21 protein-coding genes are annotated in these 23,620 nt (G+C 61.1%); 14 read left to right on the top strand and 7 right to left on the bottom strand.

The genetic code is table 11. From position 1 onward, the window contains the following. Positions 1-22: 22 nt before the first annotated feature. Positions 23-1,207, bottom strand: coding sequence for an acyltransferase family protein (locus tag ACOCG7_RS03005; RefSeq protein ID WP_083082702.1), 1,185 nt, complete (start codon positions 1,205-1,207; stop codon positions 23-25). Between the two features lie 229 nt (positions 1,208-1,436). Between ACOCG7_RS03005 and ACOCG7_RS03000 the strand changes: the two genes are divergently transcribed. The 3 genes from ACOCG7_RS03000 (at position 1,437) to ACOCG7_RS02990 (ending at position 4,172) form a co-directional block, all read left to right on the top strand. After that, positions 1,437-2,762: a PQQ-dependent sugar dehydrogenase gene (locus ACOCG7_RS03000; protein ID WP_083082703.1), complete on the top strand. Its 1,326-nt coding sequence runs from the start codon at positions 1,437-1,439 to the stop codon at positions 2,760-2,762. Between the two features lie 143 nt (positions 2,763-2,905). Continuing rightward, positions 2,906-3,463 carry an inclusion body family protein gene (locus ACOCG7_RS02995; protein ID WP_083082705.1) on the top strand — a complete coding sequence of 186 codons (558 nt, stop codon included), beginning with the start codon at positions 2,906-2,908 and terminating at the stop codon, positions 3,461-3,463. Between the two features lie 151 nt (positions 3,464-3,614). After that, positions 3,615-4,172: an inclusion body family protein gene (locus ACOCG7_RS02990; protein ID WP_073430415.1), complete on the top strand. Its 558-nt coding sequence runs from the start codon at positions 3,615-3,617 to the stop codon at positions 4,170-4,172. Positions 4,173-4,266: 94 nt separating this feature from the next. Here ACOCG7_RS02990 and ACOCG7_RS02985 read toward each other — a convergent pair whose 3' ends face one another. Beyond that, positions 4,267-4,890 carry an acyl-homoserine-lactone synthase gene (locus ACOCG7_RS02985; RefSeq protein ID WP_083082706.1) on the bottom strand — a complete coding sequence of 208 codons (624 nt, stop codon included), beginning with the start codon at positions 4,888-4,890 and terminating at the stop codon, positions 4,267-4,269. Between the two features lie 536 nt (positions 4,891-5,426). Here ACOCG7_RS02985 and ACOCG7_RS02980 point away from each other — a divergent pair. Next, positions 5,427-6,137, top strand: coding sequence for an autoinducer binding domain-containing protein (locus tag ACOCG7_RS02980; RefSeq protein ID WP_114163886.1), 711 nt, complete (start codon positions 5,427-5,429; stop codon positions 6,135-6,137). 32 nt (positions 6,138-6,169) lie between these two features. On the opposite strand, the gene ACOCG7_RS02975 is transcribed toward ACOCG7_RS02980, so the two are convergent. Then, complete coding sequence (locus ACOCG7_RS02975; protein ID WP_073430417.1) at positions 6,170-6,844, bottom strand: TetR/AcrR family transcriptional regulator; 675 nt, start codon at positions 6,842-6,844, stop codon at positions 6,170-6,172. A 122-nt stretch (positions 6,845-6,966) separates the two neighbouring features. Between ACOCG7_RS02975 and ACOCG7_RS02970 the strand changes: the two genes are divergently transcribed. Genes ACOCG7_RS02970 through ACOCG7_RS02955 form a run of 4 tightly spaced genes read left to right on the top strand, consistent with a single transcriptional unit; the run spans position 6,967 to position 11,488 of the window. Then, entirely contained in the window at positions 6,967-7,923 is a 957-nt protein-coding gene (locus ACOCG7_RS02970) for an HlyD family secretion protein (RefSeq protein WP_421376770.1), read from the top strand. Beyond that, positions 7,920-8,864, top strand: coding sequence for an ABC transporter ATP-binding protein (locus ACOCG7_RS02965; RefSeq protein ID WP_073430419.1), 945 nt, complete (start codon positions 7,920-7,922; stop codon positions 8,862-8,864). The genes ACOCG7_RS02970 and ACOCG7_RS02965 overlap by 4 nt, the downstream gene beginning before the upstream one ends. Next, entirely contained in the window at positions 8,861-10,003 is a 1,143-nt protein-coding gene (locus ACOCG7_RS02960) for an ABC transporter permease (protein WP_073430420.1), read from the top strand. Before ACOCG7_RS02965 ends, ACOCG7_RS02960 begins: the two co-directional genes overlap by 4 nt. A gap of 12 nt (positions 10,004-10,015) precedes the next feature. Beyond that, positions 10,016-11,488 carry an efflux transporter outer membrane subunit gene (locus ACOCG7_RS02955; RefSeq protein WP_421376767.1) on the top strand — a complete coding sequence of 491 codons (1,473 nt, stop codon included), beginning with the start codon at positions 10,016-10,018 and terminating at the stop codon, positions 11,486-11,488. Between the two features lie 29 nt (positions 11,489-11,517). Here the strand turns inward: ACOCG7_RS02955 and ACOCG7_RS02950 are convergent, their stop codons facing one another. Further along, complete coding sequence (locus ACOCG7_RS02950; RefSeq protein WP_083082714.1) at positions 11,518-13,182, bottom strand: alpha-amylase family protein; 1,665 nt, start codon at positions 13,180-13,182, stop codon at positions 11,518-11,520. Positions 13,183-13,216: 34 nt separating this feature from the next. Between ACOCG7_RS02950 and ACOCG7_RS02945 the strand changes: the two genes are divergently transcribed. The 4 genes from ACOCG7_RS02945 (at position 13,217) to ACOCG7_RS02930 (ending at position 17,769) form a co-directional block, all read left to right on the top strand. Continuing rightward, complete coding sequence (locus ACOCG7_RS02945) at positions 13,217-14,794, top strand: alpha-amylase family glycosyl hydrolase (protein WP_421376764.1); 1,578 nt, start codon at positions 13,217-13,219, stop codon at positions 14,792-14,794. A gap of 507 nt (positions 14,795-15,301) precedes the next feature. Then, complete coding sequence (locus ACOCG7_RS02940; RefSeq protein ID WP_073430424.1) at positions 15,302-15,880, top strand: phosphatase PAP2 family protein; 579 nt, start codon at positions 15,302-15,304, stop codon at positions 15,878-15,880. A gap of 417 nt (positions 15,881-16,297) precedes the next feature. Next, positions 16,298-16,780: a hypothetical protein gene (locus ACOCG7_RS02935; protein ID WP_421376762.1), complete on the top strand. Its 483-nt coding sequence runs from the start codon at positions 16,298-16,300 to the stop codon at positions 16,778-16,780. Continuing rightward, positions 16,771-17,769 carry a GlxA family transcriptional regulator gene (locus ACOCG7_RS02930; protein WP_421376760.1) on the top strand — a complete coding sequence of 333 codons (999 nt, stop codon included), beginning with the start codon at positions 16,771-16,773 and terminating at the stop codon, positions 17,767-17,769. The genes ACOCG7_RS02935 and ACOCG7_RS02930 overlap by 10 nt, the downstream gene beginning before the upstream one ends. A gap of 6 nt (positions 17,770-17,775) precedes the next feature. Here ACOCG7_RS02930 and ACOCG7_RS02925 read toward each other — a convergent pair whose 3' ends face one another. Next, positions 17,776-19,176 carry an MFS transporter gene (locus tag ACOCG7_RS02925; protein WP_421376758.1) on the bottom strand — a complete coding sequence of 467 codons (1,401 nt, stop codon included), beginning with the start codon at positions 19,174-19,176 and terminating at the stop codon, positions 17,776-17,778. Positions 19,177-19,534: 358 nt separating this feature from the next. On the opposite strand from ACOCG7_RS02925, the gene ACOCG7_RS02920 reads away from it, so the two are divergent. Together ACOCG7_RS02920 and ACOCG7_RS02915 are read left to right on the top strand one after the other, a co-directional pair. Beyond that, positions 19,535-20,488: a 2-hydroxyacid dehydrogenase gene (locus tag ACOCG7_RS02920; RefSeq protein ID WP_421376756.1), complete on the top strand. Its 954-nt coding sequence runs from the start codon at positions 19,535-19,537 to the stop codon at positions 20,486-20,488. Between the two features lie 102 nt (positions 20,489-20,590). After that, positions 20,591-21,520: a LysR family transcriptional regulator gene (locus ACOCG7_RS02915; RefSeq protein WP_114163896.1), complete on the top strand. Its 930-nt coding sequence runs from the start codon at positions 20,591-20,593 to the stop codon at positions 21,518-21,520. On the opposite strand, the gene ACOCG7_RS02910 is transcribed toward ACOCG7_RS02915, so the two are convergent. Together ACOCG7_RS02910 and ACOCG7_RS02905 are read right to left on the bottom strand one after the other, a co-directional pair. Further along, positions 21,495-22,529: an NAD(P)-dependent alcohol dehydrogenase gene (locus tag ACOCG7_RS02910; protein WP_421376753.1), complete on the bottom strand. Its 1,035-nt coding sequence runs from the start codon at positions 22,527-22,529 to the stop codon at positions 21,495-21,497. The genes ACOCG7_RS02915 and ACOCG7_RS02910 overlap by 26 nt on opposite strands. 108 nt (positions 22,530-22,637) lie before the next feature. Beyond that, positions 22,638-23,618: a sugar-binding transcriptional regulator gene (locus ACOCG7_RS02905; protein ID WP_310312440.1), complete on the bottom strand. Its 981-nt coding sequence runs from the start codon at positions 23,616-23,618 to the stop codon at positions 22,638-22,640. Between the last annotated feature and the right edge of the window lie 2 nt (positions 23,619-23,620).

Genomic DNA, 23,620 nt, shown 5'->3' with positions numbered 1-23,620 from the left:
ACAGGCCTTGCCGCATCAACCATCACGCCCGGCCACCGCCATGAAAGCGCCGGTCCACATGCGCGAGGATGCTGCGTGACAGACGCGTCGCGCGTCCCTGAATCATCCGGTCGGAGACGCGCGAGAACGCATACGACGCGGCGAGTACCGCCAGCACCGTCGCAATGAAGAGCACGAGCGACGTCTTGCGGTCGCTCTGCCCGAACACGCCCTCGAAGAAATGCAACGTCGCATAAACGCAGACGAAGTGCCACAGATAGATGCCGTAGCTTTCGCGGCCAAGCGCGTCCGCACAGCGGCGAATCAACGCGCCGCGCGGTTCGCCGCCACGCGCGTCATGGCGGCGCGAGCAGACGAACAGCAGAAACGCGACCGCGCTGCATGCGGCGAAAATCGGCGCGAGTTCATGGGCTTTCGCAAGCCACACGCCGAGCGCCGCGGTCGCGAGCGCGAAGACCGAAGCGAGCGAGAAAAATAACCATGCCGTGCGCCGCGTCACGCTCGATGCGCCCGTCAGATGCGAGCGGAACGCGTACCACGCCCACATGCCGACGATGAAGCACGGCCCTTGCACCGGCGGCCAGAAATAGCTGAACGAGTTATTGCTCACATGACAAACGAACGTGCCGCGACAATCGCCGATCGACAACGCGAAGAGAGAAAGCGCCAGTAGCAGCACCGTGGCGATCAATAAGCGCAGACGGTTCATCGCGACAAAAAACAGCAGCGGCGCGATCAGATAGAACAGCATTTCGACGCCGATCGACCACCCTCCCGGCACCACGTTGTTGATCGCGGTAGGCGACAGCGCGTGCAGAAACAGTACGTTGAGCAGGATGTCCGTTGCGCCGTGCGCGCCGAGCACCCACGCGCGCTCGTAGCCCGACTGCGTCGCGCCGTAGCTGATCAGTCCATAGACGGCGATCGCCGCGTAATACATCGGGGCAATGCGAAAGAAACGCTTGATATAGAAACGCAATGTGACGTGCCGCGCGCCCGCGCAACGCTCATGGTCCGCCTCGAGCGTCATGAAGATCGTGATGGCGCTGATCACGAAGAACAACTGCACGCCGTATTGACCCATGCGCGCCAATAACGTGACGCTATGCGGCAGATTCGGAAACTGAAACGACAGGTGTACTGCAACCACACCGACGATCGCGAGCGCCCGGCCGACGTCGAGCGCGGCAACGCGTCCTTTTTCCATCGATACATCCTCCTCGCGGTTCGTGCCGCCCGGTCAGGGGCCGCGAGCTTCGTGGACAAGACGTGTTCCGCGGAAGTTCCTGTTTTTTTCGCTAATCTCGACTATCCCGGCTCTCACGATCCGAAACAGCTTGTGCGACTTGCACGCCGGCATGCCTGATGGCCCGAACCGCCGGGCAGATATCTTGCTACCGAGGATGTGAACTCAACGAATCATTCCCGGAGATGCCATGCGGGTGCCTGCTCATCTCATCGCCGTGTTGGCACTGCCCCTGCTGGCGTGCGCAATCGGTCCCTCGGCATCGGTCGAAACGGGCTTCGGCCCGAATCCTGTCCTGCCGGCCCCGCAGTCGTCCTTGCTGCCGACCCTCAACATCGCGCCCGCTCAACCGCGCACACCCGGCACCGCGCCGGCCGCGCCGCCGGGCTTCACCGTCACGGCATTCGTCGAGGGCCTCGATCATCCACGCTGGCTGTATACCTTGCCGAATGGCGACGTTCTGGTTGCCGAAAGCAATGCGCCGAAGGCGCACGACCAGGGAAGCGGCGTATTCGGCTGGATCACACGGCAGGTGATGAAACGCGCCGGAGCCGGCGTGCCGAGCCCCGACCGGATCATTCTTCTGCGTGCTAGAAGCGGCGGGGCCGCTGCGACAACGCAAGCGGTTTTTCTCAAGGACCTTCACTCGCCCTTCGGCATGGCGCTCGTCGGCGATCAGCTTTATGTCGCCAATACGGACGCATTGCTTCGCTTCCCCTATCGAACCGGCGAAACGACGATCACCTCGCCGGGCGTGAAAGTGGCGGATCTGCCGGCCGGGCCGATCAATCATCACTGGACCAAGAACATTGTCGCGGACCGCGACGGCAAGCATCTGTACGTGACGATCGGATCGAACAGCAATGTCGCCGAAAACGGCATGGAGGCCGAAGCGGACCGCGCACGGATTCTGCAATTCGATATCGCCACGCAGACCCTGCGGCCGTTCGCGACCGGCTTGCGCAATCCCAATGGCCTGTCGTGGCAACCCGAAAGCGGCGCGCTATGGACCGTCGTGAATGAACGCGACGATCTCGGCAATGAACTCGTGCCCGACTACATGACCGCCGTGCACGACGGCGCGTTTTACGGCTTCCCCTATAGCTACTACGGCCAGCATGTCGACACGCGGGTCAAACCGCAACGCCCGGATCTGGTCGCGAAGGCGGTTGTGCCCGATTACGCGCTGGGCAATCACACCGCGTCGCTCGGACTGGTTTTCTATACCGCGCGGCTATTCCCGAAACATTACTGGAACGGCGCATTCATCGGCCAGCATGGCTCGTGGAATCGCAAGCCGCATAGCGGCTACAAAGTCGTGTTCGTGCCGTTTTCGGGCGGACGACCGGGCGCCGGACCCGAAGATTTCCTGACCGGCTTTCTCACACCCGACGGGCATGCACAAGGCAGACCCGTGGGTGTGGCGATCGATGCAAAAGGCGCATTGCTGGTCGCGGACGACGTCGGCAATACCGTCTGGCGTGTCGCACCGGCTGGCGCGGGCGGCCAGCCATGAATAGCGCGGCGAATGGCGCGCGGGCCGGGTTCGCCCTGACGATACTGACAGGTTCACAAGAGAGGGCCTAAGCGCAAAATTGGCTCGACACGTTCCACCAGTGTTGTTCACGCCACGGCGAGTGGCGAACCTATCGAGCGCATATGGAATCCGAATATCCGATACGACCGGCCCCGCGGCGCATCAATGTGCTTGTCGTCGTCGACACCGACGAAATCACCAGCGCCTATCGACCCAATCGCGACGCATCGCACCCGAAGGTTTTGGGCCACCATTGCCCGGTTTCGATCTGCACGGACGCGCGAGACGCAATCCGCTTTCAGGCAACAGGAAAGCCGAGGCTCAACGCAAATATTGGCGACATCGTCTCGATTGCGGGCACCTCCAGTTCCGCCAATTCGCAAGATGCCGTGCTGCTCTATTCTTTGCGACCTTCCGTCGACGGAAGCATTGTCGCGCCGCCACAACTCGTCGTTCTCACGAGATCGGGGGCAGTCGAACCTAACCCGGACTCGCAGGATCGCGACGGTTTGCCGCCCACCCACAGGGAAGCCAGTTTCTCGCGTATCTCATCGACCGTTCTCGAACGCGGTGTCGAGACACTGGAGCTCGCCTTCGCGCTCTATACGCTGGCTGACGATGGACAGACCCAGAAGACTTTCGGCTATTACGCCTGTCACTTTGTCATCGCCTCGATATGAAAAAAGTGATTTGACCGCTGTCGATCTACTCCCTCTCCTGTTTACTTTGCGAGCTGTGTGAACCCGGAAATAAGAGGACATTGCACGTGACACTTAGACCAGGTGTCGCCAGGCAGTCTCGGACAAACAAAGGAAACTGGAGAGGAACATCATGGCTGAAACAGTGTTGAAAGCAAGCGGTGTGGACATCAACGTGCTCGTCGTCGTTGACACCGAATATATCAAGCAAGCGTATCCGAACCCGAGCAAGGACCAGAACACGCCGACCGGTATCGCTCACGATCATCAGTTCATGCTGTGCACGGGTTCGCGAGGCATCATCTCCGGCCAGGGCACGGGCGATCTGGAATTCAGGGCGAACGTGGGGGACAACGTGGCCTTCACCGGCGTTTCGATTTACAACAACTCCGACGACGCCGTGATCGTGTACGACGTCAAGCATTTCTCGGGCGATCAGGTCTTCAATCAGTTCAATGCGGACATGGTCGTGCGAAACGGCGCGGTACAACCCAACGCCGATTCACCCAGCCGGAATGGACTCCCACCCATTCGGAAGCAGACGAACTTCTCGGTGTTCGATTCGAAAGTCCGCTCGAGCGGCAGGGAAGGATTCGGCATCGCCTTCGGACTTTATAAACTGGCCGACAATGGACAGGACCAGGAACTGTACGGCTACTTCTGGTGGGACCCGTACATTACCGTCGCGTAATGTGCTGAACTAGCGGAGCTTCATAACAATCCGCATGTACCTGTTGGATTCACGAGGACGGATCCAACAGGTTCCAGCGCACGTTGAATTCGCATTAAACGGGCGCGACCAGTTGGCGAATTCCGCCATGCGCGACTTCGACACCGAGCGCCGAAAGCGTTTGATTGTCGATATCTATCCAGCATGCAACGACCATTCTTCCATCAATGCATTGCGCGGGCCCGGCACGGTGCGCCTGCACGCCGATGCGCCGGAATAGCCGCTCCATGCTGAGGTAAGTCACGCCGATCAGGCGCCGCGCGCCCAACTGCGCCGCGCATCGCACGACGGCAGCGAGCATCGGGCGAAACACCCACGCAAGATTGCCGGCCGCCACATGACCGGCGCTAAGCGTACTCGCGGCGAAGCGCGACAGTTCCCACACGTCAGGCGATTCCGGCGCCGACATTCTTTCGGCAAGCAGAAACGGAAACAGGTCCTTGAGAAGATACGGCAGTGTTGTCGGCAAAAGCCTGGCGCAGCCGCAAATCGACCCGGCCTCGTCATTGGCGACGACGTACACCGTATCGTCACGATCATATTGATCGCGTTCGAAGCCGTCGTGTGCCATGGGCAGGCGCCATCCCAACTGCTTGACGAATACCGCATGCCGATACTGCGCAAGCGCGTCGCCCACGGCCTCAGGCAGCCGTCCATTGTCGTGAACGAAAGTCTCCATCATGCATCCCCGTTTCTTTTTATCGAGCGCATTAAAGCGCGGGGATTGGCGTGGGGTAACTGATAGAGTTGACAGGGCATGACGGCAAAAAATCGCCATCGCCTGAAATGCTCGGCTAGTAACTACCCATGATTGAAAAGCGATCCGCTTTTGCTTATAAATGAGTGCGGCGACGTTCGAGATCCATGCATTTCAGATGCAACGCTCAGTGTCGGCAAACGGAGGAGACAATGGACTGCGGCTCCTTGACGGTAAGCGGAATCGTGGCCGCCACCGTATGCGGCCAGTTCAAGCGCATGAGCCGGTGTGCAAGCGCTTATGCGGCACCGCCCATTTCCAGATCGACGCCCATGCGATCAACGCCCATGAGCTTGCTTCGCACGTCGCCCCGGGCGATCAGGAAAGTGCCTCACGTACCGTCGATACACCCATCCCGCCCACCTGACGCCCGCCCGGTCAATGGAGGGATTGCGCGTTGCCATTCTATGTAGCCCCTGGACGGGCTTGCTCATAAAAACGGTTAGTTCGGGGACGCAATGGAATCGTACTTTGATGATGCTTACCAGCTATTCCGCTCGGCAAAAGACGAATACGAGCTGTTCGAGAAGATTGCGTCATTCGCGGAGCGTCTTGGATTCGAATATTGTTGCTATGGCATTCGCATGCCGTTGCCGGTATCGAAACCCACGGTCGCGATTTTCGATACTTATCCGCCGGGCTGGATGACGCACTACCACGTCAATCGTTTTCTCGACATCGATCCGACCGTACGCGCGGGCATGCGCAGCGCCGATCTGATCGTCTGGCCTCAATCGACGCATGACGAGGCTCAACGTTTGTGGTCCGATGCGCGCGACTTCGGCATCAAGGTCGGCGTCGCCCACCCGAGCTGGACGACGCATGGCGCCTTCGGGTTGCTGACAATGTCGCGCCACGCAGACCCGTTGACGCCCGCGGAGATCGAGCAGTTGCAAATGCCGGCTAACTGGCTGTCGAATGTTTGTCACATGCTGATGAGTCAGTTCCTTCAAAGCAAGCTCGCAGCCGAGGCGAGCATCATGCTGACCGCCCGGGAGCGCGAGGTGCTGCGCTGGACCGGCGACGGCAAAACGTCCTATGAGATAGGGAAAATCCTCAGCATCTCCGAGCGCACGGTCAATTTTCACGTCAACAACGTGCTATCGAAACTGGCTGCCACCAACAAGGTGCAAGCCGTCGTCAAGGCCATCGCAACTGGGCTGATCTAGCCGGCGGGGCAATCTCATGCGTTGGCGCGGCGCTAACGATGAGCCGCGGCAATCGCGTCGAGCCCGGCCATCACGAAGCACACGAGATCCTGCTCGAGCGCTTTCGCGTCTTGTGCCACGGCCGGCAGCAAGGCCTCTTTCATCGGCTTCGGCGCGATCATCATTGCGATGCACGGCAGGATCGTGAACATCATTGCGCGCTGCACGACCGGCGCCAGCGGATTCAATCCCAAGACCTCGCTGAGCAAGCCCAACAGGAATACGGCCTTGGGCCGCACCGCTTTCTCGATCAACGCGGGCATGGCGGGCGACGGGGAAAACGCCTCGCGCAGCATCAGCATGAAACCCCACGGCGTGGCCGCGTTGGTTGAAAGACCGACAAACCGCGAAATCACCGCGCGAAGCCTGTCTCTCGGGTCGTCCAATCCCTCAACCAGCGCCGCGAGTTCCTCGAGGCCGACCACCTGCCGGTGCGCCTCGACCAGCGCCGCTTCATAAAGCGCCTCGCGACTGCCGAAGTGATAGTTGACCGAGGCCATCGGCGTGCCGGCGCGCTCGCAGATTTCCTTGCTCGTCGCGTCCGCGAAACCGCGTTCGGCGAACACTTGCCCAGCGGTGTGGAGCAGATGTTGACGCGTGGCCGCGCCGTCGGGCCGCGTGGCGCGCCGTGGCGGTTTCGCTGCGGTTTTTCTCGGGGACGTCGGCATGGTCAGAGCGTCAGGCTGCAAACACTTTGAATACGAATTCAAATTCGCATATGATCGATTCTACTTCGGACGACAACGTCTGTGTGGGAATAGAACCCATGCCCCGCTTCGTGGAGGATGGCATGACCCGTGTTCTCTTCATCGTATTGCCGCTGCTGGTCGGCGGCATGCTTGCGGGTTGCTCGCGTCACGAGACACCTGCGTATCAGGGCTACGTCGAGGGCGAATACGTTTATCTCGGGTCGTCGCAAGCGGGCAGGCTGACACAGTTGCCGGTCGCACGCGGGGACATGGTGAGAGCGGACGCGCCGCTGTTTGCGCTGGAATCCGTGGACGAAACAGCCGCGCTCGAACAAGCCCGGCAGCAGCTCGCGTCGGCGCGCGCGCAACTCGCGGACATCGAGACGGGCAAGCGTGCGCCCGAAGTGAACGTCACGCGGGCGCAGCTCGCCGAGGCCGTCGCCAACGCGCGCAAAGCGTCATTGCAGCTCGTGCGCGACGAGGCGCAGTTCAAGGCAGGCGGCATTGCGAAAGCCCAACTCGACGATTCGCGCGCGAACGCGGAAGCCGCCGCCGCGCAAGTGCGGGAAATGACCAACCAGGTCGAAGTGGCGCGTTTGCCGGGCCGCGCTCAGCAGATCGCCGCCCAGCGAGCGCAGGTCGCCGCCGCCGAAGCCGCTCTCGCGCAAGCCCAGTGGAAGCTCGATCAAAAACACGTGCGCGCGCCAGCCGAGGGACGGATTTACGACACCCTTTATCGCATCGGTGAGTGGGTGCCCGCCGGGAGCCCCGTCGTGCAGATGTTGCCGCCGCGGAACATCAAGGTGCGCTTCTTCGTTCCCGAGAACATCGTCGGCGGCCTCGCGCCGGGGCGTGCGGTGGCGATACATTGCGACGGCTGCGCAGCCGACATATCCGCGACAATCACCTACCTATCGAATCAGGCGGAATATACGCCGCCCGTCATCTACAGCAACGAGAGCCGCAGCAAGCTGGTCTTTCTGATCGAAGCGCACCCACAGGTTGCGGACGCCGCCATGCTTCATCCGGGGCAACCCGTGACGGTGGTGTTGAAATGACAGAAAAAAAGTACGACTACGCCATCGACGTTCATGATCTGAACAAGCGTTTCGGCGACAAGCATGTGGTCAACGACGTATCCATGCGCGTCGCGCGTGGCGAGATCTTCGGCTTTCTCGGGCCGAACGGCAGCGGCAAGACAACCTGCATCCGGCTGATGTGCGGCCTGCTCACCCCCGACTCGGGCACCGGCACCTGCCTCGGTTACGACATCCAGCGCGAGAGCGGGCAGATCAAACGCAATGTGGGCTACATGACGCAGCGTTTCTCGTATTGGGAAGATCTGACCATCCGCGAGAACCTCGACTTCGTTGCACGCCTCTATCAGATGCGCAACCGGCGCGAAGCCGTCGACCGCTCGCTCGAATCGCTTGGATTGCAAAGCCGCGCGCATCAGTTGACGGGCTCGTTGTCCGGCGGCTGGAAACAACGTCTCGCGCTCGCCGCGTGCATGCTGCACGAGCCCAAACTGCTGCTACTGGATGAACCGACTGCCGGTGTCGATCCCACCGCGCGGCGCGACTTCTGGGAGGAACTGCATCGGCTCGCGGCGCGCGGCATTTCGGTGCTCGTCAGCACGCATTACATGGACGAAGCGGAACGTTGCCACAAGCTCGCGTATATCGCCTATGGCAAGCTGCTGGCGCAAGGCACGTCGAGCGAGGTAATCGAATCGCAGAATCTCGCCACCTGGGCGATTCACGGCGAGCGCCTGAGCGCGCTGTCGGAGCGGCTTCGCGCAACGCCCGGCGTCGACCAGACCGTCGTATTCGGTGCGGAACTGCACGCGAGCGGACGAGACCACGCGGCATTGGAACGCGCGGTGAGGCAAGCCACCGAAAACATGCCGCTGCGCATCGAGCCGATCGCCACCGGTCTCGAAGACGTATTCATCTATTTGATGAGCCACGCGAAAGACAATTTCGGAGCGGCATCGTGAGCGAGCGCGTCGTGTTCTCGCTGAGCCGCTGGTGGAGCATCGTGCTCAAGGAGTTTCTTCAATTACGGCGCGATCGCGTCACCTTCGGCATGATCGTCGGCTTGCCGATCGTTCAACTGGCGCTGTTCGGCTTCGCGATCAACACCGACCCGCGGCATCTGCCGACCGCCGTGATCGTTCACGACCAGAGCGAATTCTCGCGCAGCTTCGTCGCCGCGATGAAAAATTCGGCCTATTTCGACATCGTCGAAACCCTGCCCGACGAGCAGGCCGGGCGCCGCGCGCTCGCGCAGGGCCGCGTGCAATTCGTGCTGAACGTACCCGTCGATTTCTCGAAGAGACTGCTGCGCGGCGAGCATCCGTCATTGCTGGTCGAAGCCGATGCCACCGATCCGACCGCGACCAACGCGGCGGTCGCCGCGTTGCCGAATCTGGCCCAGACCGTCGCGCAACGAGACATCACCGGTCCGCTCGCGCCGCTGCGCGGCGGTCAAAGCGCGTTCGGCGTGCAGGTTCACAACCTGTACAACCCGGAAGGCATTACGCAATACAACGTGGTTCCCGGCTTGATGGGCGTGATTCTCACGATGACGCTCGTGATGATGACGGGCCTCGCCGTCACGCGCGAACGCGAGCGCGGCACGATGGAGAACCTGCTCGCCACGCCCGTGCTGCCGGTCGAGGTCATGACGGGCAAGATCGTCCCCTACGTGGCGATCGGCCTGATTCAGGTATCGATCATTCTGGTCGCGACGCGCTTCGTATTTCATGTGCCCTTTGTCGGCAGCACGGTGGCGATCTACCTCGCGGCGTTGCTCTTTATTGCCGCGAACCTGACGGTCGGCATCACGCTGTCGTCGCTCGCGAAAAATCAGTTGCAGGCGGTGCAGCTCACCATCTTCTACTTTCTGCCGAACATCCTGCTGTCGGGCTTCATGTTTCCGTTTGCGGGCATGCCGCAATGGGCGCGCTGGATCGGCAACCTGTTGCCGCTAACGTATTTCAACCGGCTGATTCGCGGCATTCTGCTCAAGGGCAATGGCTGGACGGACCTGTGGCCTTCGGTATGGCCCATGATGCTGTTTACGGTCATCGTGATGGCAATCGCGCTGCGCTTTTATCGCCGCACGCTCGATTAGGGAAATACGCCCATGAAACCGCTCGCTATCTTTTACGCATTGGCGCTGTGCGGCTGCGCGGTCGGCCCGGATTTTCAGGCGCCGGCGGCCCCGGACACGCAAGGCTATCTGCATGACACGGCGCCCGGCTCTGCCACATTGAAGAGCAGCGCGGCGGAGCCGGCGCAAACATTCAGCACCGCCGGCAATGCGCTGCCGATGTGGTGGCGACAGTTCCGTTCGGACGCGCTCGATCGCCTGGTCGACCAGGCGCTGCATCAAAGCCCGACCCTCGCGCAAGCTCGCGCGAAACTGATCCAGGCCCGCGAAAACTACACCGCGCAAGCGGGCGCGACGCAGTTTCCGGCGATCGATGCAAGCTTCTCCGCCGCCAGGCAAAAAGTCGATCCCGCTGCCTTCGGCATTCCGAATGTGCAAAATCCGGGGCCGTTTTCGTTGTTCAATGCGTCGGTAAGCGTGTCTTATGTATTCGATCTGTTTGGCGGCAATCGTCGCGCACTCGAAGCGAGTCTCGCGCAAGTGGATTACGAGTCGTTCGAACTCGACGCGGCGCGCTTGTCCATCGCCGGCAATATCGTCTCCACGGCGGTACGGCGTGCTTCATTGCAGGAGCAGATTACGCTGACGCAACGCCTCGCCGACGCACAGGCGCTGCAACTTGAAATCATCGAGGCACGTTTGGCGGCCGGCGGCGTTTCGCAACTCGACGTTCACAGTCAGCGCACGCTGCTTGCACAGACACGGGCAACGTTGCCGCCACTCGCGACGCAACTCGCCCAGGCCGATCATCAACTCGCGATCCTGGCGGGCGTCGCGCCGTCGAAGGCGGATTTCAGCGACCTCACGCTGGACGCGCTGCATCTGCCCGACGACGTGCCCGTCACGTTGCCGTCGACACTCGCCCGCGAGCGTCCCGACATTCGAGCCGCCGAAGCGCTGCTGCATCAGGCGAGCGCCAACGTCGGCGTGGCGACCGCGAATCTGTATCCGCGGTTTTCGTTGTCCGCGGGTATCGGCTCCGAGCGAACCCGCATTCAGGACATCGTGAACGGCCTGAACATCTGGAACGTGGGACTCAACCTGACGCAGCCCGTCTTTCGCGGCGGACAACTGCGCGCCGAACGACGCGCGGCCCAGGCGGCTTACGACGCCGCGTTTGCCGGATACCAGCAGACGGTGTTGCAGGCATTGCAGCAAGTAGCCGATTCGTTGACGGCGTTGCAAAACGACGCGCACGAACTCCATGCACGCGACGAAGCCGCCGACGAGGCGCGGGCCAGCCTCGACGTCGCGCGCCGGCGTTATTCGGCTGGCGGCATCAGTCACATTAACCTGCTCGATGCCGAACGCGAGGCGTTGGAAACCGCATTGGACAGAACGCGCGCGCACGCGGGCCGCTTGACGGATACGGCGGCGTTGTTTCAGTCGCTAGGCGGCGGCACTACGGACACGCAAACGAAAACGACGCTGCAAAGCGCGCCGTGAGGCATCCTGCGCGCCCGCAACGCGTGCGCCTAAAGCTCGCTTCGCTTCAACAGATAATCGAGGCCGCCCACCCGATACCAGCGATACCCATACGGCTCCAGCACCACCGTATGCCGGCCATCATCGCCCTCCTCGCTGTGGTCGTCGGAGAGAAGATTGACGAGGCGGTTCTCGCCTGGCCCGTTGCAGCCCGAGCGGAATTTCACCGTGCAGGCCTCGGCTGCGAAGTTATGCACGCACACCACCGAGTTGTTGCGCCAGTCGTAGCGTAAGGCGAGAACATCGTTGCGCGACGCACGCAATATCGCGAAATCGCCCCAACTGATTTCCGGCACTTCGCGGCGCATGCGGATCATGCGCTCGGTCCAGTTCAGAAACGAATTCGGATCGCGCCGCTGACTCGCGACGTTCACGCGCTCGAACCCGTATGCGCCGCCCGATATGACGCGCGACGAAGGATTGGGGTGCTTCGTGAAGCCGCCGTGGGGTTCAGTCGACCATTGCATCGGCGTGCGCGCGCATTCGCGCTCCGGCAAGCTCAGGTCCTCGCCCATGCCGATTTCATCGCCGTAACGAAATACCGGCGTGCCCGGCAAGGTCAGCATCAGGCTGTAAGCGAGTTCGACGCGGCGCCTGTCGCCCGAGAGCATCGGCGCAAGCCTGCGGCGAATGCCGCGCCCGTAGAGCTGCATGTCGGGGTCCGGGCCGAACGCGGCGAACACGGCCGCGCGTTGTTCGGGCGCGAGGCGGCCGAGATCGAGTTCATCGTGATTGCGCAGGAATACGCCCCATTGCGCGGTCGCGGGACGCGCTTTCGTCGCTGTCAGCGCTTTCTTCAACGGACCCGTATCGCCGGTCGCGAGCGTGTAAAACGTGTTCTGGTTGACCTGAAAGTTGAACATCATTTGCAGGCGCTCGCCTTCGTCGCCGAAGTAATCGAGGTCGGTATCGGGCAGGACGTTTGCTTCCGCAAGGATGATCGCGTCGCCCGTGCGCCATTGCAGAAACTCGCGGAACGAGCGCAGCATGTCGTATTGCTCGACGGGTTGGCGTACCTTCGCGCCCTTCGTGCCAATCACGAAAGGCACGGCGTCCATGCGGAATCCCGACACGCCCAGTTGAAGCCAGAAGCCCATTATCTTGAGCAGTTCGGCGTGCACTTGCGGGTTCGCGGTATTCAGATCCGGCTGGAAATCGTAGAAGCGATGGAAAAACCAGCGCTTCGCCTGCTTGTCAAAGGTCCAGGTCGACTTCTGAACGCCGGGAAACACGACCCCGTCCCTGGCATGAGGCGGCTGCCTGTCGGCCCATACGTACCAGTCGTGATACTTCGAGGCGGGATCGCTGCGTGCTTCCCTGAACCACGGGTGCTGGTCGGACGTGTGATTGATCACGAGGTCGACCATGACGCGCATGCCTCGCTCGTGGCACGCATGCGTGAACTCGGCGAAGTCGCCCAGCGTGCCGTACTTCGAATCGACGTTGTAGTAATCGGAGATGTCGTAGCCGTTGTCGCGACCGGGCGACGGCTGGAACGGCATTAGCCAGATCGTCGTGACGCCGAGTCCCTGAAGATAAGGCAGCCGGCGCACCAAGCCCTGAAAGTCGCCGACACCATCTCCGTTCGAGTCCATGAAAGTGCCGACGCTGAGGCAATAGACGATTGCATTCTTGTACCAGAGGTCATTTAGCATAGGTCTAAACGATCGATCAGTGAAAGGAACGGCAATGCCCGAACTGACGTGGTGGCAACGCGGCGCGATCTATCAGGTGTATCCGCGCTCGTTTCAGGACAGCAACGGCGACGGCATCGGCGACCTGGCGGGCATTGGCGCGCGTCTCGAGTACCTCGCGGCGCTTGGCGTCGATGCAGTCTGGATCTCCCCGATCTACCCTTCGCCGATGGCGGATTTCGGCTACGACGTCGCCGACTATTGCAATATCGACCCGATCTTCGGCACGCTCGACGACTTCCAGCAACTTTTGGACCGCGCCCACGCACTCGGGCTGAAAGTGCTGCTCGACTTCGTGCCGAATCATTCGTCGGAGCGTCATGCGTGGTTCGAGGAAAGCCGATCCTCCCGCGATAACCCGAAGCGCGACTGGTATCTGTGGCGCGATCCCGCGCCCGACGGCGGCCCGCCGAACAACTGGTTGAGCCGCATGGGAGGGCCGGCGTGGCAGTGGGACGTGCATACGGGCCAGTATTACTACCATGCGTTCCTGCGCGAGCAACCCGACCTGAACTGGCGCAATCCCGAGGTGCGCCGCGCGATGGACGAGGTGCTGCGCTTCTGGCTGGCTCGCGGCGTCGACGGGTTCCGCGTGGACGTGTTGTGGCTGCTGATCAAGGACGCCCAGTTCCGCGATAATCCGCCGAACCCTGCTTTCACGCCGCGCGAGCCCGAGCATCATCGGCTATTGCAGACCTATACCGAGGATCAACCGGAGGTACACGAGATCGTGCGCTCGATGCGCGCCACGCTCGATGAATACGGCGAACGCGTGTTGATCGGCGAAATCTATCTGCCCGTGCCGCAATTGATGCGGTACTACGGCGCGAGCGGCGATGGCGCGAACATGCCGTTCAATTTTCAGCTACTGAACGCGGCGTGGAATGCGGCCGACATCGGCAGAATAATCTGCGATTACGATCGCGCATTGCCGGAACACGCCTGGCCCAACTGGGTGCTCGGCAATCACGACAACCCGCGCGTGGCGTCGCGCCTTGGCGCCGCGCAAGCACGCGTGGCCGCGGTGCTGTTGCTGACGCTGCGCGGCACGCCAACGCTCTATTACGGCGACGAGATCGGCATGACCGACAGCGCCATTGCGCCCGAACAGGTGCGGGACCCGGCCGAACTTCGGCAGCCCGGCATCGGCCAGGGCCGCGACCCTGAGCGCACGCCGATGCAATGGGATTCGTCCCTGCCCAATGCGGGTTTCACGAGTGGCCGGCCATGGTTGCCGGTGAACTCGACGACGAGCGTCGCCAGCCAAAGCGATGATGCGTCGAGCATGCTGTCGCTGCATCGCCGGCTCTTGTCGATTCGACGCGGCTATACGGCGCTCGTGGACGGCGCGATTGAACACGTCACCGCGAACGGCGACGTGCTGACTTATGAGCGGCGTTCGGGAACTCAACGGCTTTTGATTGCGCTGAACATGAGTGCCGCCGACGCAGCCGTGCATTTGCCGCCGGGCATCGTGTTGTTGTCGACGATACCGAGCCGCGATAGCGGACCGATTACCGAAGGCGTCGATTGTCTTGCGGGCGGCGAGGCGCTCATTGTCCGGCTCGGCTAGTCGCGCTGGTACTGCCAGGTTTTGACTGCTTCCGCCAAGAACTTGTTGTATGCCGCCGTCATGTCGTTTTCCATCGGCAACTCGCCTATAGTCCGCCTTGGTCCGTCCAAGAAGCTTCTCTGATTGGAAGTTACCCCGCTTGGACGCTTAGCCTGTCGACACTCCCGTCCGACAGGCTTTTTTTCTTCCATGCCGGTAAAGTCACGCGCGTCCTGGCGCAGCGTCGATGCGTAGCTGGCACACCCGTTCCGGTCTTTCCGCGAGTGCCTTGCGTTGCGGCCCGCTAGCGGCGATGCCTTGCAACTGACAGATGCAATCCAGTCGTTGCCGACGGGCGAGAACGAGCGGCTATTCGCTTACCGGTATGATGGCGCTCGTTTCGACTGCTGCAGCACCCCAAAGTGGCGGCGGATTTCGAACACCACTTCGCTGCCTGCATGGCGACGATGCATATTTGACCGAAAACGGCGGGCGCTTGCAGCGCCGCCCAACCAAAAAGGAATCCGAATGTGGTCTGCTCTCAGCAACCTCGGCGACGCGGCGCTCACGCTGCCGCTCGCCATTGCCTGCGCGGCGTGGCTGGCCATGTCGCTGGCCGGCTGGCGCTCGGCGACATCGTGGCTGACGCTGCTGGCGGCCGGCGCGTTCATGGTCGGCGTGACGAAGATCCTGTATGCCGGTTGCGGCATACAGATACGCGCTATCGACTTTCGCGTGATCAGCGGCCACACGATGCTCGCGTCCGCCGTGTGGCCGATGGCGCTCATTCTGTGTCTGCCTCGTCGCGATAACGCGCAGCCCCGCCTCGCGCTTACCCTCGGACTCGCACTGGCGGCCGGCATCGGCACCGCGCGCGTGTTCGACGACGCGCATACCGTGTCCGAGGTCATCGCAGGCTGGGGGGTCGGCTCGCTCGTTACCGTGCTGTTCGTGTGCTGGAAGAATGCTCCCGTGCTGCCGGCGCGGTTTCGGCCGCTCGCTATCGCGTCGCTGCTCGGCATCTCGACCCTCGCATATGGACACCACGCGCCGATCCAGGAGGCGATCGATACGTATTCGCCCTTCTTGTGCGGGCGTGGCATTTAGCGCGCCTCGGTCGTTACTTCCTGAATGCGCCTGGCGGAGACGAGAAGCAGGTCGTAATAATCGCGGTTATCCCGCCGATGCAGACGATTGGCAAGATTAACGTCTTCGCGAGGCGCTCTTCATGGATGAGATAAATCTTTGCCCAATTAATTCAGGAAGAGCGCGCATAACTGATATTCAATTCATTGCAAAGTTATTTCTATGTTCTTTTTACGCCAGCGATAAACCGCTGGATGGCGGAATCCGCCACATGAACCGACGCGCCTAAACGCCCGAAACACTAAACACCTGCGGCAATGCAACATAGTCGCATTTACGCGGCGCCCAGCCTTTTCTTACTAAGTGAAAGCGCTCTTGCTTCGCGCAATCTGGTATGGCAATCTGAGGACGATTTGCTGCTCCGCAGCCGAGCACCGCATGCCCGATGGCGCGACGAACGAACGTTCGCGTATTATCCGAGCGCTTTCCGCTGCGGGCCTGGTCCGATTCAAAACCCGAATGCCATTTCAAATTGCCATGCATGATATTGCCGGCGTCAATTTAAGCATCGGGCATTCTCAAACCCGCCGTGTCATTGAATTCGGGTGTTTCGAACAATTTATCGGCGTAAAACGTTTGCGAATCGCAACCGGCGCTCTCAATGCATATTTCATATTCCATTGCAATATAAGGCTAGCAATCGAGGCGCACGCCGATATCTTTGGATGCGTTAAAGCCGGCGTGAAAATCTCCACATCTTCTGCCCGCTTTCCAAGCGCCTTTTTTGCCTCGCAGCGCGTGCTCGCCCACGGCCCCAAAAGCAATTCCGTAGCAATCGCGGTCGTGGACGAAGCGCTGAATCGAGGCGTTAGGCGGCTCAAGCAGGGTAAACCTTGTCACCGGGGAAGTTCATGGGACTGATTCAATATGCGCAATCACACCATGCGCGGCAGTCAGTCGTTTTGCCGCAAACGAGCACCGTCAAACGCATCGAAATCGCAGTGTTCAACGGGTTCTCGCTGCCGGACGCGGCGTCGATTGTCGAACTGTTTCAGGCCGCGAATGCGCTGAATCGTGAGGCGCACGCCGGCTCCGTGCAATACGAGGCGACGCTTCTCTCCGCTTCGGGCGGGCGGATCGCGAGTTCGTCGTCGGTGTTCGTGTGGACCGAAAGTTTCGCTTCCCATGGTCCCACGGGCGAATCCCGTGCCCTTTTCGTCGTGGGAGGGACGGGCGCGGACGGCGCTTTGCGCGATGCTCGCCTGATCGCCTGGCTACGCGAGGCGTCGAGGCGCGGCGAGACGATCCATCCCATCGCGGAGGGCCGCCTGTTGCTCGAGGCGGCGGGTATCGACCGCGCCGGAACAACCGGCTTTTTCGACGACGACGTCACCTGGTCGCGATTTGCCGAGGGGCTGTGCTCGAACGTGCCGCATCGAATACGCGCGGCTCTATGTATTGTCGAAGACGATCTCGGGCCCGCCGTCGCGCGACGGGTTGCCGAGTCGGTAACACGTGGTCACACGGTGCCGGAGGCGCGCGTCAGCGCTCAGATCATGGAGTCCGCGCGCTGGCTGGAAGCGAACATCGGCCGAGCCGTGACCATGGACGAAGCGGCGCGCGTCGCCATGATGAGCGAACGGAACTTCCTGCGGCGTTTCAAGAACGAGATGGGGAGAACGCCGTCCGATCATCTGCTTCAGGCACGTCTCGACATGAGCCGGCGATTGCTGGTTGAGACGAGCCTGCCGGTCGAGAAGATTGCAAGGCACTGCGGGATCGGCGGTGGCGGCCGGCTGGCGAAACTGTTTCGCAAGCATCTGTCGACAACACCGACGCAATACCGCGCGCTCATGGGACAGTGTGGAAGTGATCCGCATTGCTGGCCGGTGCAGAACATCGTCCCGTAACGCGGTCTATTTGGGTTTCCGCACTCCGCCACTCGCACCCGTCTCCCCCGCCACCGGCTCCACGACGCTGAGCAACAGCACCGCACACAACAGCGCCGTCCCGACCATATACAGAAACACACTGGTCCAGCTATAGGCATCCAGCAGCATGCCGACGGCCAACGGTGCGCATGCGCCGCCGATTTGCCCGACGCAGTTCACAATGCCGAATGCCGTCGGGTATGTCGATTTAGTGGCAAGGCCCATCGGATAGGCGGAATATCCCGCGAAACCGATACCCAGCATGAGACCCGACATCACCAGCACCACGCCAAGAAAGGCGACGCTGTCGGGTGCGTCGATGAGCAGCAGCATCATGAGCATTGTTCCCAGCGCGCCGAGAATCATCATCGGCTTGCGTCGTCCGCCAAGGATGCGATCTGAAATGACGCCGCCGAGCATGTTCCCCGCCACTGCGCCAATGAAGGGCGCCGACGCAAGAAAGCCCATTTTCACGGAGGCAAAGCCCTTGACCGTGACGAGGTAGGTTGGCATCCAAGACATGAAGATGTTGCTGATGCCGATCATGCAGCCATAGCCGATAGCCACGCCGAAGATATTCCATGAACCGAACACCTGGCGAATCGTCTCGAGTTGCGGTACACGCCTGGTACGATTGAAGGCGTCCAGATACGGAATGCTTGCCCATTGATGACGGCGTAATGACTCTCTGCCGCTGCTCTCAACGGACGCGCCGTCCATGATATAGCGGCGTTCCGCCGGAGAACAAAACCTGTTCTCGCTGGGCGAGTTCGTGACCAGCAGCATCCAGACGATCGCAAACAATATTCCCGGTACGGCGAAAACATAAAAGATCTCTCGCCATCCCCACAACTGGATCACGACGATGCACACCGAAGGCACGATCAATGGGCCTAGCTTCGATGCGGCAATCCAAAGACCTGTGGCCGTGCCTTTTTCCCTGGCGGGGAACCAGCGATTGATCACATTCGTGCAGCCGATGCCCAGCGGACCTTCGGATAAGCCGAGGCCGACGCGGTACACCTGCATCAGAAAGACCGACGAAGTCGTTCCCATCAGGCCTGTGAAAATCGAAGTGAAGATCATGAAGACCGCGAACAGAAAGCCAGTCGTCTTTTCACTGAGCCGCTTATAAAGCAGGCCGACGGGAATTTGCACGAAGCCGTATGCGAACGAGAAAAGGCTGACGATCAAGCCGGCTTGCGTGTTGGATATGCCGTACTCCTTTTTCAAGTAGGGCAAGGCGATACCGAAGTTGGCCCGGTCGGCACAGGCGATCGCCCAGATGCAGAAGATCAGGCCCATGACTATCCAACGGTGGCCCGTGCGTCTTTCGGCGACGGAGCCCGCTTCGGGAGTGGCGACAACGCTGTCAGCATTGTTCATTCTGCTTCCCTCCGATTCTCCGGCCGGAATCCGGCACTGTGTTCGAGAACGGCGACCGATAGGGATAGGGATGTACCGAGAGGCATTGTCACGACGTTGTCTCCGATCTAATTGAAAAGGCTTTTTTAATGATCTTCTCTGATGACAGGACCAATTCTGTTGATCGGCGAGCCCACCGTCCAATCTTTTCTCGCTATTACTTGATGCCCGGATTGAATCGATCGCGAACCACGGCACGGTCCCATCGATTCGTGGATCAATTGATAGACTTTTCGGATTGGACGCGATTCTGCAAATGGCACATCATCCGCGGCGACACTGACTCAAACACGTTGTCCGTCAACAAGGAGCGTCTGAATTGAAGCCGAACATCCTGCAACTGAATCCCATCCTGATTCCGGCAATCAACGACACATTGGGCGAACGCTACACCGTGCATCGCCTGTTCGAACAGCACGACAAGGATGCCTTCATTCGTGAACACGGCGCCTCGATCAGGGGCGTGATTACCGGCGGACATACCGGCATTTCCAACGATCTGATCGCAAGACTTCCCGCACTGGAAGTGATTGCCGTCAACGGCGTCGGCACGGATGCAGTCGATCTGGCGTTTGCGCGTGCCCGCGGCATTCCGGTCACCGCGACCTTCGGTGCATTGACCGAGGATGTGGCGGATCTCGCCATCGGATTGATGCTGGCGGTTTGCCGCGAAATCTGCACGGGCAATGATTTCGTGAAAACGGGTAACTGGAAAAAAAATCCGCATCCGGGCGCATTGCCGCTGTCCCATCGTTTCAGCGGAAAACGCGTCGGCATTGTCGGCATGGGAAAAGTCGGCCGCGCTATCGCGCAACGCGCTTGCGCTTTCGGCTGCCCGATCGCGTATACGGATTTGCGCCGCATGGAGGACGTCCCCCATCAATTTGTTCCTGATCTTCTGGCGCTCGCGCGCGGTTGCGACATCCTCGTATTGGCCGCGGCCGCCGACAAGGCGCAAGGCATCGTCGATGCGGCAGTGCTCGACGCGCTCGGGAAAGACGGCTACCTGGTGAATGTAGCGCGCGGAAAACTGGTGGTGGAAAGCGATCTGGTGGAAGCGTTGTCCAAAGGCGCCATTGCCGGCGCGGGCCTGGACGTGTTCGTCGACGAACCGAATGTGCCTGCCGCCCTCTTAGGCATGGATCGCGTGGTGCTTCAGGCGCACCGCGCGAGCGCAACCGTCGAATCGCGCACGGCGATGGGCGAAATGGTGCTGGCGAGTTTGTCGCAGGCGCTCGCCGGGCAACGACCCGAAGGCAGCCTGACCACGTAACCGTCGAGCAGGCTAGCGCGTCGCGCCGGCGAAGGCCACGGCACGTATTCCAACGTCCGCACCTATAATGACCGTCGACTTATCCCTTCACGTCGACACAGAATGCTCGATCTCGCACAGGTACGTTGCTTCGTCACCGCGGCGACTGAATTGAATTTCAGACGCGCCGCGGCACTGCTGAACATGACACAGCCGCCGTTAAGCAGACAGATTCACTTGCTGGAAGACAATCTGGGGGTCAAGCTGTTTGAGCGGGTTGGCCGCACGGTCAAGCTGACCACGGAAGGGCGCGTGTTCCTCGCGGATGCGACACGGCTGCTGAACCTCTCCGAGCAAGCTGAGAGCACGGTCCGGCGCGCGAGCAAGGGAAAAACGGGCCGCGTGCGGATCGGCTTCACCGGCGCGGCCGGCTACGAATTGATACCGGGGTTATTGGTCGCCGCAAAGAATGTCTTGCCCGACATCGACGTGGTGCTGCTCGAACTGATCTCCGTCGCGCAGATCGAAGCCTTCTCCGCGAATACCATCGATCTGGGATTTCTCCGGCCCATCACTTCGCGGCAGAAACTGGAGTTTCTGCTGGTGGAGGAAGAACCGCTGATTGTCGCTTTACCGAAAGGGCACGCACTCTGCCGGCATAAGCGGATTGAACTCAAACAATTGCACAATCAGCCATTCATCATGCACTCACCCCTCCACGGCAAGTACTTTCATGACCGGATCATGAGCATGCTCGCCGCCGAGGACGTGCAACTCAACATTACCCAGTACATCGATCAGACGCCGACGATCTTGTCCCTGGTTCGCGCGGGGCTGGGCGTGGGAATTCTTCCAGCCTCCGCGCAACGATTCCACTACGACAACGTCGAGTTCAGGTCCATTGCCAACAACTCCACTCAGGCCGAAATGAGCATGGCCTGGCGCTCCGATCAGGACAACCCCGCCGTCACCGCCTTCAAACTGATGGCGACGGAGTACTTCGCCGAGAAACGCGCCTTTCACCCGCTCACTCCAGAACGATCTGCACCTTGACGTCGCTGGGGTTGCCGCTTGCCGCTTCCTCGAATGCCTTCACGCCATCCGCAAAAGCGAACGAACGCGAAACGAACGGTTTGACGTCGAGCCGGCCAGAAGCGATCAACTGGATCGCGCGCGGGAACATATTGGCGTAGCGGAACACCGATTCGATGCGCAATTCCTTGACCTGCACCGCCACGATGTCCACGGCCACCGCGCGCTGCGGCATTCCGACGAGCACGAGGCAACCGCCGGGACACAGCAAATCGGCAATGCCATCAAATGCTCTTTCGTTGCCGCTGGCTTCAAAGACGACGTTCGCGCCCCACCCATCGGTGAGTTCCGCGACGACATCCTTCGGCTTCCGGTCGCGGATGTCGACCGCCGTCACGCCCTGGACCTTGCCGATCAGTTCGAGCTTCTCAGGCACCAGATCGCATACGATCGCGCGGCTGCAACCCCCGGCGAGCGCGGCCAGCGCGCACATCATGCCGATGGTGCCCGCGCCCAGAATAACGGCCACGTCCCCCGGTTTTATCTTCGCCTTCGTCGCCGCCTGCATGCCGATCGCCAACGGTTCGACAATCGCGCCTTCGGCAAAGCTGACGTTGTCCGGCAGCTTGAACGTGAATGCGGCGGGATGCACGACGGAGGGCGTGAGGCAGCCATGCACCGGCGGTGTCGCCCAGAAGCGCACGCTCGGATCGAGGTTATACACGCCTTCGCGCGCCGCGCGCGATTCCATGTCAGGCACGCCGGGCTCCATGCAGACGCGGTCGCCCACCTTTAGATGCGTGACCTCGTCGCCGATCTGCACCACGGTGCCGGCCGCTTCGTGGCCGAGCACCATGGGTTCGTTGACGACAAACGGTCCGATGCGCCCGTGCTGATAGTAATGAATGTCGCTGCCGCAAATACCCACCGTATTGATACGGATGCGCACGTCGCGCGGACCCACGACTTGCGGCAGCGTGAACGGGCGCAGGCTGATGCGATGCGCTTCTTCGAGAACCAGTGCTTCCATGGCTAAAGCCCTCTACTAAGGGATAAAGGAAATAGAACCGCGTCGAAGGCCGTGCTCTCCTGCATTCGATCCATGCGCTGAATGCATCAAAACCGGTTCATCATTGCTTCAAGGTTCATCGCAGAGACGGCGAGCCGTGTCTTCATCGGTCACCAGCACCGACGGATATCGTCCGCGCAACGCGGCCCGCGTCACGGCAAACTTTTTCGCGCCGCCGCTCACCAGAATCACGCGGCGAATCTTGCGCAGATCGTCGAGCGTGACGGCAACCGTGCGACGGTTCAGCGGATGGTCGATGGCCTCGCCGTCGGCGTCCATGAAGTGGCCGAGCATGTCGCCCACCGCGCCCGCTTTCTTCAGTGCCCGAACCTGCTCGGGATCGGTGATGCCATATGTCACCACCAGCGATTCCGCCAGGTCGCCGCATGTCAGCAGCGCGAGATCCGATTTCCGGGCACGTTCATAGGTCTCGCGAACCGCATCTTCCCGCAGCAGCATGTCACGCACCGCCTGGCTGCTCACGTAGATCGGCGCCGGGAACAGGAAACCATCGGCCTGACATAAGTCGGCGAAGTCGGACACGATGTCGAACGTATTGATGCTCGGACAATGCGACAGCCCACCCTGCAACGACACCGCGGATAACGGTCCATAAGCCCGATGCGGCAGCGCCCGCAATACGGCGCGGATCGTGCGGCCCCAACCGAGCCCGATGGTCTGCCCCGCCTCGATCTGCCGCGCCAGGTAGTTCGCCGCGCCAATCCCGATCGCGGCCATGTTGCCTTCGGCATCGCCGCCGCTGGGCACCACCACCGCGGCCTCCAGGCCGAAGCGTTTGGCAAGCGACTCTTCCAGCGCCACGCACGGTGCGAGCCGGCTGTTGATGGTGATCTGCACCATTCCCGATTCGCGGCTCGCGGCGAGCAGCCGGTTCACGCGCACGCGATTGCTGCCGATCAGGTGTGCAATCTCCTGTTGCGTGAGGTTGCCCACGTAGTAATGCCATGCGACGCGCGCCTGCAATTCCTCCTCGGTATCGACAGGGAATTCGGGCAGCGACGCAACAGCGGATGGCGCGGATCTGGTCATGG

This window comes from Paraburkholderia sp. DD10, from assembly GCF_049177125.1.
GTDB classification, from domain to species: Bacteria; Pseudomonadota; Gammaproteobacteria; order Burkholderiales; family Burkholderiaceae; genus Paraburkholderia; species Paraburkholderia terricola.
The sequence above is the reverse complement of the archived record's forward strand: the minus strand, read 5'-3'. Positions and strand labels throughout refer to the sequence as shown.